At 72.2% G+C, this 10701-nt stretch carries 6 protein-coding genes and 1 pseudogene; 5 read left to right on the plus strand and 2 right to left on the minus strand.

Annotation, left to right across the window (positions count from 1 at the left end):
* Both ACWF94_RS21500 and ACWF94_RS21505 read left to right on the plus strand, forming a co-directional pair.
* On the plus strand, positions 1-869 hold an 869-nt coding region (locus ACWF94_RS21500; protein WP_453490634.1), incomplete at its 5' end, for a helix-hairpin-helix domain-containing protein.
* Positions 866-3490 (plus strand): annotated as a pseudogene (locus ACWF94_RS21505) (ComEC/Rec2 family competence protein); the annotation flags it as partial. The gene ACWF94_RS21500 and the pseudogene ACWF94_RS21505, both read left to right, overlap by 4 nt.
* A 503-nt stretch (positions 3491-3993) precedes the next feature.
* On the opposite strand, the gene ACWF94_RS21510 reads toward ACWF94_RS21505, so the two are convergent.
* On the minus strand, positions 3994-4242 hold the full coding sequence (locus ACWF94_RS21510) for a hypothetical protein (RefSeq protein WP_453490637.1): 249 nt from the start codon (positions 4240-4242) through the stop codon (positions 3994-3996).
* Positions 4243-4298: 56 nt separating this feature from the next.
* Here ACWF94_RS21510 and holA point away from each other — a divergent pair, with 56 nt between their 5' ends.
* Positions 4299-5285, plus strand: a complete 987-nt coding sequence (holA, locus tag ACWF94_RS21515) for a DNA polymerase III subunit delta (protein ID WP_453490640.1) — start codon at positions 4299-4301, stop codon at positions 5283-5285.
* Between the two features lie 831 nt (positions 5286-6116).
* Here the strand turns inward: holA and rpsT are convergent.
* Positions 6117-6383 (minus strand): 30S ribosomal protein S20, encoded by a 267-nt coding sequence (rpsT, locus tag ACWF94_RS21520; RefSeq protein ID WP_453490643.1) that lies wholly within the window; start codon positions 6381-6383, stop codon positions 6117-6119.
* 273 nt (positions 6384-6656) lie between these two features.
* On the opposite strand from rpsT, the gene lepA reads away from it, so the two are divergent.
* Positions 6657-8525: a translation elongation factor 4 gene (gene lepA / locus ACWF94_RS21525; protein ID WP_453490646.1), complete on the plus strand. Its 1869-nt coding sequence runs from the start codon at positions 6657-6659 to the stop codon at positions 8523-8525.
* A 283-nt stretch (positions 8526-8808) separates the two neighbouring features.
* Positions 8809-10698 (plus strand): AMP-dependent synthetase/ligase, encoded by a 1890-nt coding sequence (locus ACWF94_RS21530; protein ID WP_453490649.1) that lies wholly within the window; start codon positions 8809-8811, stop codon positions 10696-10698.
* The last annotated feature ends 3 nt before the right edge of the window (positions 10699-10701 follow it).

Raw genomic sequence — 10701 nt, forward strand, 5'->3', positions numbered from 1 at the left:
CCGCTCCGCCTCCGGGGGCGGGCGGTTCCGGGCTTCCGGCGGCAGCGGGCGCGGGTGGCACCGGGCGGCGGGTGGCCCTCGCGGTTCGGGAGCGGCTTCCGCTGTGGGTGCAGCTCAGATGCGGTCTCGAAAAGCGGACGCTCGCCGCCCTGGCCGTCGTCCTGGTGGCCGCGGCGGCCCTCGCGGCTCAGCACTTCTGGGTGGGTCGCCCGCAGAGCGTCCGTGCGCCGGAGCCGGTCGGGCAGGCGTCGGGCCCCAGCGGCCCGGGGGCACCGCGACCATCCCCAGGACCCCCGGTGCCGTCCGGAGCCGGAAGCGGCGGATTACCGTCCACGACGGGGACCGGCGGACCGCCGTCCGGTGCGGCCACCGGCGGTCGGATTGTCGTCGACGTCAACGGCAAGGTGCGGCGCCCCGGTGTCCTCAGGCTGCCCGCAGGATCGCGGGTCGACGACGCTTTGCGCGCAGCCGGAGGCGTCAGGGCGGGTGCCGATCTGAGCGGACTCAACAGGGCGCGGCTGCTCGTCGACGGCGAGCATGTGGCGGTGGGCGTGCCCGCGCAGCCCGGGACGGCCCCGACGGGCACGGCTCCGACGGGCACGGCCCCGGGCACCGGCCTGGCGGGGACAGGCGGCGCGGGTGCCGAGGCAGCAGGGGCACCAGGTGCCCAGGCGGCGGGCCCGCTCAGTCTCAACTCGGCCACCGAGGACCAACTCGACACTCTGCCCGGCGTCGGTCCCGTCCTGGCCGGGCACATCATCGACTACCGCACCCGGCACGGGGGATTCCGCTCGGTCGACCAGCTTCGCGATGTGAACGGAATCGGGGACCGCCGGTTCGCGGACCTCCGTCCGCTGGTGCGGCCATGACACGCCAGGCCGTGCACAGCGCGTCGGGCCATCGGCTGGGGCGGTCCGACCCCCGCCAGGAGGGACCGGCCGATCTGCGGTTGGTGCCTCCGGCCCTGGCGGCCTGGGCCGCGTCGGCTCTCGCGGTGGGCGCTCCGGGACGGTGGACGGTGATCGGGGTGGTTTTCTGCACCGCCCTGGCGGGAGGGCTGCTGGCCCCGGCCGTGGTCGGCGCGGTGCGCGGACGGGCCGACCGCGTTCGGGCCGACTGTGGCCGGGGCCCGGCACCGGAGGGTGGTTCCTCCCGCCCGGCCGGGGGCCGTCGCGGGCTCAATGCCACCGCTCTCGCCGCGATCCTGCTGTGCGCCGCCGCAGGCGCGGCCTCGGCCGGACTGCATGGCGCGGATCTCCGGCGCGGCCCCGTGCCCGCCCTCGCGGACCAGCATGCCCATGCCACCGTGGAGGTGAAGATCACCTCCGACCCCAGGCTCACCAGGCCCCGCGTCCTGGGGGACCGGATGGCGCCCCGATCGCTGGTGTTCGACGCGGAGGCCACCCGGGTGACCGCTGCCGACGGGGCGGTCGGCACTACCCGGACGCCGGTCCTGGTGGCTGTCCGGCCCGGCCTGCACCCCACCGCCCTCGCCCGGTGGCAGCGGCTGCTGCCGTCGACCCGGCTGCGGCTGGCGGGACGGCTCGTACCGCCGTTGAACGGGGACGACCGGTTCGCGGCCGTGCTGCGGGTGAACGGGAACGGCCCCGAGATCGCCGGCCCGCCAACCGCCCTGCAGCGAACCGCCGGAGATCTCAGAGCGGGGCTGCGGGAGGCATCGGACCCACTCGCCCCGGACGCCCGCGCACTCCTGCCCGGCCTGGTCGTCGGAGACACCTCGCGGGTCACCCCCGAGCTGCAGGCCGCCTTCGAGGCGACGGACCTCACGCACCTTCTCGCCGTCAGCGGCAGCAATCTCACCATCGTGCTCATCCTGCTGATCGGACCGCCCGGCACGGCCCTGCTCGCCGAACGGGGCGGCCTCGCACCCCGGTTGGGCATCACCCTGAGAGGCACGGCGCTCCTCGGCGGGACGCTGACCCTCGCTTTCGTCGTTGTCTGCCGACCGGAGCCGAGTGTGGTGCGCGCGGCGGCCTGCGGGGCGATCACCCTGCTCGCGATCGGCACCGGGCGCCGCAGGACCCTGATTCCCGCGCTGGCCGCCGCCGTACTGCTGCTGGTGCTCTACGACCCCTGGCTGTCGCGGCACTACGGTTTCGTGCTCTCCGTGCTGGCGACCGGGGCGCTCCTCACCATCGCTCCACGCTGGAGCGGAGCCCTGCGTGCCCGGGGTGTGCCGCCGAGGATCGCCGAGGCGCTGGCGGCGGCGGGTGCGGCTCAGGCCGTGTGCGCTCCCGTGGTGGCGATCTTCGCCGAGCGGGTCAGTCTGGTGGCGATCCCCTGCAATCTGTTCGCCGAGCTGGCGGTCGCCCCCGCGACGGTCCTCGGCTTCGCCGCGCTCATCGCCGCCACGGTGGCGATGCCCCCGGCCGAGATCCTGGCCCTGATCGCGGGCTGGCCGGCCGGATGGATCGCCGCGGTCGCCCGCGCCGGGGCGGGGCTGCCCGGAGCACAGCTGGAGTGGCCCGGCGGCTGGCGCGGCGGACTGCTTCTCGCGGCCCTCACCGTCCTGGTCCTGCTCATCGCCCGGAAGCTGCCGAGCCGCCCCTGGACGGCCGCCGCCTGCGCGCTGCTCCTGCTGTTCGCCGTCGTCCGCCCGGCCCCGCTCACCAGGGTCCTCACCGGATGGCCGCCGCCCGGCTGGGTGTTCGCGATGTGCGATGTCGGCCAGGGAGACGCGGCGGTGCTGGCGGCCGGCGCCGGCTCGGCCGTGGTGGTGGACGCGGGGCCCGACCCGGAGCCGGTGGACGGCTGTCTGCGCGAGCTGGGGATCACCAGGGTTCCCCTCGTTCTGCTGACCCACTTCCACGCCGACCATGTCAGGGGCCTGCCCGGGGTACTGCGCGGCCGAGCGGTCGGCGAGGTGCAGACGACGACGCTGGACGAGCCGCGCGAGCAGAGCGACTTCGTGCACAGAGCGGTGCGGCAGGCGGAAGTCCCCCTGGTCCGCGCGCGGCTGGGGGAGCGGCGGCGGGTCGGACGACTGAGCTGGCAGGTGCTCTGGCCGTACACCGGCCCGCCGGCGGGCGGGGCGGCCGGTTCCCTCCCGGGCGCGGGTCCCCCCGCAGGCGCTCCGCACACCGCCTGGCCCGCCTCGGTGCCGGAGGGGCCCAACGACGCCAGTGTCACGCTGCTCGTCCGGGTCGAGGACGGGCCGACCCTGTTGCTGCTCGGCGATCTCGAACCTCCGGCCCAGCGGGGGCTGTTGCTGGCCCATCCGGCGCTCGGCCGGGTGGATGTCCTCAAGGTCGCCCACCATGGTTCCGCCCATCAGCACCCCGGCCTGCTGAATGCCGTGCGCCCGAGGCTGGCACTCATCTCCGTGGGTGGGGACAACCGTTACGGGCACCCCTCGCCCCGGACCGTGGGGGCGCTCCGGGACCGGGGAGCGGTGGTGCTGCGTACGGACACAGAAGGGCCGATCGCCGTGACGGGGTCCGGCCGTAGCCTGCGGGCCGGCGTCCGCCGGGGTACGCCGCGCGCCACCCGCCACACCCGGACCGGCCTCGCCCCACGCACGGGCGGGTCCTGCACGGCAGGCACCGGAGCCACCCGTGGCCCCTGCAGCCAGGCGGCCCGCCCGGTCTGCCAGGCGGCCCGGCCCGCGGCCTGCCCGACCCGCCCGGCGTGCGCTCCGGACAGTGGGCCCGGCCGGGGTGCCCGGCTGCGGTCGCCAGGACCCTGCGAGGCCGGGTGCCGGCGCGCGGTGGGGTCCGTACGCTCACCTTCCGGCATCCCCGTCGCGGTCTCCGCGCACCCGGCCCGCGGCCTGCTCCTGGACCATCACGGACGCCAGGGGCACCCTCGGTGGCCGCACTCACCGGCACCAGGCGTGGCGAACCGTACGGACGGCAGCCGGGCGTTGGCGGCGAGGTCGCGGCGGGCCGCCAGGAGCACTTCGCGCGGCGGTCCAGCCGTGTGCCGCCCGACCCGCGCGGCACGGACGGCCGAGCCGCCGCTCCCCGCCCCGCCTCACAGGGGCGCTTCCAGCCACCCGTCGTACTCGGCGGCGAAATCGTCCAGGGCCGCGGGGTCGAGGCGCGCCGCGGGGTCCTCCACCACGACCAGCCACTGGGCGTCCTCGGCGTCGTCCTCGCCCGCCAGTGCGTCCCGTACGAGCTGCGGCTCATCGGTCACCCCGAACCGGCCCGTCAGCTCCTGCGCCACCTCTTCGGCGGCGTCGCGATCGGGCAGCACCAGTACATGTCGTCCTTCACTCACCCGCTCATTCTCCGGTACGGGACGGAGTGTCAGTGGCCCATGGGATGCTGGACGCGATGGCCACCAGGAAGAATTCGACCGACGACCCCCTCGCCCCTGTCACGCTCGCCGTGGGCCAGGAGGATCTGCTCCTCGACCGCGCGGTGCAGCAGGTCGTGGCGGCGGCGAGGGCCGCCGACGCGGACACGGACGTGCGGGACCTCACCGCCGACCAGCTTCAGCCGGGCACCCTCGACGAGTTGACGAGCCCCTCGCTCTTCGCCGAGCGCAAGGTCGTGATCGTGCGGAACGCGCAGGATCTGTCCGCCGACACGATCAAGGACATCAAGGTGTATCTCGGCGCTCCCGCCGAGGAGATCACCCTCGTCCTGCTGCACCCCGGTGGTGCGAAGGGCAAGGGTCTGCTGGACGCCGCCCGCAAGGCAGGGGTCCGCGAGGTCGCCTGCCCCAAGACCACCAAGCCGGCCGAGCGGCTCACGTTTGTGCGGTCCGAGTTCCGGGCGCTGGGCAGATCGGCGACGCCCGAGGCGTGCCAGTCCCTCGTCGACTCCATCGGGAGCGATCTGCGGGAGCTGGCGAGCGCGGTGTCCCAGCTCACCGCGGATGTCGAGGGCACGATCGACGAGGCGGTCGTCGGGCGGTACTACACGGGTCGTGCCGAGGCTTCCAGTTTCACCGTCGCCGACCGCGCCGTGGAGGGCCGGGCCGCCGAGGCGCTGGAGGCGCTGCGCTGGTCGCTGTCGACGGGGGTCGCACCCGTGTTGATCACCAGCGCGCTGGCCCAGGGGGTGCGGGCGATCGGCAAGCTGTCGTCCGCGCGGGGCGGCCGGCCCGCCGACCTCGCCCGGGAGCTGGGGATGCCGCCCTGGAAGATCGACCGCGTGCGCCAGCAGATGAGGGGGTGGACGCCCGACGGGGTCGCGATGGCCCTGCGAGCGGTCGCGGACGCGGACGCGGGGGTGAAGGGGGGCGGGGACGATCCGGAGTACGCCCTGGAGAAGGCGGTGGTGGCGGTGGCACGGGCGGCCCGCGCCCGGCGCTGAGCCTCGCGCCCGGCTCGACGAGTACCGCCCCGTTGCCGAAAACCGCGCCCGCCGTCTTGCCTCCGGTGGCCCACCTGTTGCCCCGGTGGCCCCCCTGCGTCTGCCTCTGCCCGGCGCATTGCCCTCCGCCGCCCACACTCGCGCCGGCCTCCGCCCGCGCCCGCCCTGCCTACGCACCTGCCCGCCCACCCGCGCCGGCCTCCGCCCGCGCCTTGCGCTCGGCCCGAGTGCTGCCCACCCGCCGAAAGCCGGACCCGCCCTGCCCCACGCACCTGCCCGCCCACCCGCACGTGCCCGCCCGCCCACCCGCGCCGGCTGTCACCCCGCGCCGGTATTCACCCCGCGTCCGCTTCCACTCTGTGCCGGCCCCCGCCCTGTGCCCGCCCCCACTCTGTGCCGGCCCCCGCCCTGGCGCCCCGGCGCCTGCCGGCACCCTCACCCGTCCTCGTTTCGCACCTGCCCGGGGGCTGGAACCCTGCCGAACAGCGAACAGCTGAACCGCGCCGGGCGGCTGGGGGTGGCCGACGCCGGACGGTCGGTGCGGCGGCCGGTGCCGTCGGGGAAGGCGAAGACCCCGGTCGCTGCCTGCCCGGGGAGGGCGGGGAGTGAGCCGGGGTCTTCGGAAAGATCTGGAAGATCTGTGGTGGACTCGCACCCGCGTGGCGAACGCAGGTCCAAGTGCGAGTCCGGAGGTGCCCGCCGGGGAGGGGAGCGGATGAGAGGGCCCGCTCGATCCTTCCGGCAATCAAAGCGATCAAGGCATCCGGCGGGTCATCCGCGAGGGATGGCGCCGGGGGTCGGGGGTCGCCCCCCGGGGTCCAGCGGAAACGCTCAGCCCTGGAGGGAGGCAACCTTGGACGCCAGCGCCGACTTCTTGTTGGCGGCGGCGTTCTTGTGGATGACGCCCTTCGAGACGGCCTTGTCGAGCTTGCGGGAGGCTTCGCGAGCGGCCGTGGTGGCCTTCTCGACGTCGCCCGCCTCAGCGGCCTCACGGGCCTTGCGGATCGCGGTCTTGAGCGAGGACTTGACGGACTTGTTGCGCAGCCGCGCCTTCTCGTTCGTCTTGTTCCGCTTGATCTGGGACTTGATGTTCGCCACGAAAGAGCCTTCTCAGGTTCGAATGATCTGGGTTGATCGGGGTTGATCTTGAGTCGATCGGGTTGATCTTTGGGTTGATCCCTGCTGCGCGTCCCGTGGAGGCTCCGGTAAGACGGAGCACGAGACCACGAGACACAGCGGCCTACGCTACCAGCCTGCGTTCGAGCGGCCCAAACCGGGCGCAGTCCCGTCCGCGTGGGACCATGGGGACTACGTATCGATCCGCCATCGCCCGAGACGAGACGCCCGCCGTCTCAAGAATCAGGACCCTGCGTGCCCGCGACTCCTCCCCACGTGCCCGAGCCGAGCCGTACCGCCCCGGCGCTGATCCGCAATTTCTGCATCATCGCGCACATCGATCACGGCAAGTCGACGCTCGCCGACCGGATGCTCCAGCTGACCGGTGTGGTCGAGCAGCGGCAGATGCGTGCTCAGTACCTCGACCGTATGGACATCGAGCGCGAGCGCGGCATCACGATCAAGTCCCAGGCCGTCCGGCTGCCCTGGGCCCCTTCCGAGGGCGCCGACCAGGGCCGGGCCCATATCCTGAACATGATCGACACGCCTGGCCACGTGGACTTCACCTATGAGGTGTCCCGCTCCCTCGCCGCCTGCGAGGGCACGGTCCTGCTCGTCGACGCCGCCCAGGGCATCGAGGCGCAGACCCTCGCCAACCTCTATCTCGCGATGGAGAACGACCTCACCATCATCCCGGTCCTCAACAAGATCGACCTGCCGGCGGCGCAGCCGGAGAAGTTCTCCGAGGAACTGGCCAATCTGGTCGGCTGTGAGCCGGACGACGTCCTGCGGGTCTCGGCGAAGACCGGTGTCGGCGTGGAGGCCCTGCTCAACCGGGTGGTCCGCGATGTGCCCGCCCCGGTCGGGGTCGCCGACGCGCCCGCGCGCGCCATGATCTTCGACTCGGTCTATGACTCCTACCGGGGCGTGGTGACCTATGTCCGGGTCATCGACGGAAAGCTCGGCAGGCGCGAGCGCATCCGCATGATGTCCACCGGCGCCACGCACGAGCTGCTGGAGATCGGGACGAACTCACCGGAGATGCTCCCGGCCGACGGTCTGGGCGTGGGTGAGGTCGGCTATCTGATCACCGGTGTGAAGGATGTGCGCCAGTCCAAGGTCGGCGACACCATCACCCAGCAGCACAAGGGGGCCACCGAGGCGCTCGGCGGCTACAAGGACCCCAGGCCGATGGTGTTCTCCGGGTTGTATCCGCTGGACGGCTCGGACTACCCGGAGCTGCGCGACGCCCTCGACAAGCTCCAGCTCAACGACGCGGCGCTGGTCTACGAGCCGGAGACATCCGCCGCCCTGGGCTTCGGTTTCCGGGTCGGCTTCCTCGGACTGCTGCACCTGGACGTGATCCGGGAGCGGCTGGAGCGGGAGTTCGGTCTCGACCTGATCGCCACCGCGCCCAACGTGGTCTACCGCGTGGTCATGGAGGACACCACCGAGCACACCGTCACCAACCCCAGCGAGTTCCCCGAGGGGAAGATCGCGGAGGTGCACGAGCCGGTGGTGCGGGCGACGATCCTCGCGCCCAGCGAGTTCATCGGCGCGATCATGGAGCTGTGCCAGTCCCGCCGGGGCACCCTGCTGGGCATGGACTACCTCTCCGAGGACCGGGTCGAGATCCGCTACACCCTCCCGCTCGCCGAGATCGTCTTCGACTTCTTCGACCAGCTGAAGTCCAAGACCCGCGGCTACGCCTCCCTCGACTACGAGCCCACCGGCGAGCTGACCTCCAGCCTGGTCAAGGTCGACATCCTGCTGCACGGCGACAAGGTCGACGCCTTCTCCGCCATCACCCACAAGGACGCGGCGTACGCGTATGGCGTACGGCTCGTCGCCAAGCTGCGGGAGCTGATCCCCCGGCAGGCGTTCGAGGTCCCCATCCAGGCCGCGATCGGCTCCCGGGTCATCGCCCGCGAGACCATCCGCGCCATCCGCAAGGACGTGCTCGCCAAGTGCTACGGCGGTGACATCTCCCGTAAGCGGAAGCTGCTGGAGAAGCAGAAGGAAGGCAAGAAGCGGATGAAGATGGTCGGCAGCGTGGAGGTGCCGCAGGAGGCGTTCATCGCCGTCCTCTCCAGCGACGAGAGCGGCGGCAAGGGGAAGAAGTAGCCCCTGAGGGCAGCCCCTGAGGGCGGCTCGTGAGACCAGCCCCTGCGAGCTGCCCCTCACCTCGTGGTCGTACGGCGTACGGAGACGCGCCCGCCCGGAGTCCGGGCGGGCGTTTTCCGGGCTCGCGGTGTTCGATGAGAGCTGGACCGTTCGTTATGAACCGGCAGTACGCATCCCCTTACGCACCCGCACAGCGCGCTCTACTCTGATCACGGCTCGATGGTTACTCGCCAGTTAAACAAGCAGCCAGTCACGCAGTGCTGCCGCAGGCCCGGAGGACGTCGTGAGCGACACTCAGACCATGATCGAGAACCGACCGCCCTCGGTGGCGAACCTCTTCACCGAGCGCGTCATGGCCACGCCGGACGACGAGGCGTTCCGCTTCCCGGTGCCCGCGGCCTCGGGGGAGGGGCCCGACGAATGGAAGTCGCTGAGCTGGGGCGGGACCGCCGAGCGGGTCTACGCCATCGCGGCAGGTCTGATCGATCTCGGGGTGCGGCCCGAGGACCGGGTCGCCCTGCTGTCCACCACCCGGATCGACTGGATCCTCGCCGACCTCGGGGTGATGTGCGCGGGCGGTGCGACCACCACGGTCTACCCGTCCACCAACGCCGAGGAATCGGCGTACATCCTGTCCGACTCCGGCAGCCGGGTCCTCATCGCGGAGGACGCGGCACAGCTGGCGAAGGCACGTGAGCGGCGCTCCGGGCTGCCCGATCTCCAGCACGTCGTCGTCATCGACGCCGCCGACGTGGAGCCGGACGAGAGCGACCCCGACGGCTGGGTCCTCACCCTCGCCGAACTGGAGGCGCGCGGGACCCACCACCTCGGCAAGCACCCCGAGGCCGTCAAGGAGCGGATCGGCGCGATCACCTCAGGGCAGCTCGCGACCTTGATCTACACCTCCGGCACCACCGGACGGCCCAAGGGCGTCCGGCTCCCGCATGACAACTGGTCCTATATGGCCAAGGCCATCGCCGGGACCGGGCTGATCGAGAAGGACGACGTTCAGTACCTCTGGCTGCCCCTCGCCCATGTCTTCGGCAAGGTTCTCACCTCCGGGCAGATCGAACTGGGCCATGTCACCGCTGTCGACGGCCGGATCGACCGGATCATCGATAACCTTCCGGTGGTGCGGCCCACCTATATGGCGGCCGTGCCGCGCATCTTCGAGAAGGTCTACAACGGTGTCGCGGCCAAGGCACGGGCCGGCGGCGGCGCCAAGTACAAGATCTTCCAGTGGGCGGCCGGGGTCGCGCGCGAGTACGGCAAGGTCACCCAGGACAATTTCCGCCGTACGGGCACGGCCTCCGCGCCCTTCGGGCTCCGCGCCAGGCACAAGGTCGCCGACGCGCTCGTCTACAGCAAGCTCCGCGAGGCGTTCGGCGGACGCCTGCGCGCCGCGATCTCCGGCTCCGCCGCCCTCTCGCCCGAGATCGGGTACTTCTTCTCGGGCGCCGGGATCCACATCCTGGAGGGGTACGGCCTCACCGAGTCGAGCGCCGCGTCCTTCGTCAACCCGGGCGCGTCATACCGTACGGGCACGGTCGGCAAGCCGCTGCCCGGCACCGAGGTACGGATCGCCGACGACGGCGAGGTCATGCTGCGCGGCCCCGGGATCATGGAGGGCTACCACGGGCAGCCCGAGAAGACCCGGGAAGTCCTGGAGCCGGACGGCTGGCTGCACACCGGGGACATCGGCGAACTCTCCGACGACGGCTTTCTGCGGATCACGGACCGCAAGAAGGACCTGATCAAGACCTCCAGCGGCAAGTACATCGCCCCGACGGAGGTGGAGATCCAGTTCAAGGCGATCTGCCCGTACGTCTCCAACATCGTGGTCCTCGGCGCCGACCGGAACTACTGCACCGCGCTCATCGCCCTCGACGAGCCCACGATCCTGGGCTGGGCCAAGGACCACGGCCTGGAGAACAGGTCGTACGGCGAGGTCCTCGCCGACCCGGCGACGGCGGAGCTGATCCAGGGGTATGTGACCCTGCTCAACGAGGGCCTTCAGCGCTGGCAGACGATCAGGAAGTTCCGGCTGCTGCCCCGGGACCTCGATGTCGAGCACGGCGATCTGACGCCGAGCCTCAAACTGAAGCGACCGGTGGTCGAGCGCGAGTTCCAGCAGCTGATCGATGAGATGTACGAGGGTGCGCGGGAGGCGTGAGCC

The sequence above is a fragment of the Streptomyces sp. NPDC055078 genome (assembly GCF_053607985.1).

Excerpts from the sequence above, each read along its gene's own strand:
- holA (WP_453490640.1), top strand. The coding sequence starts at position 4,299 with ATGGCCACCAGGAAGAATTCGACCGACGACCCCCTCGCCCCTGTCACG.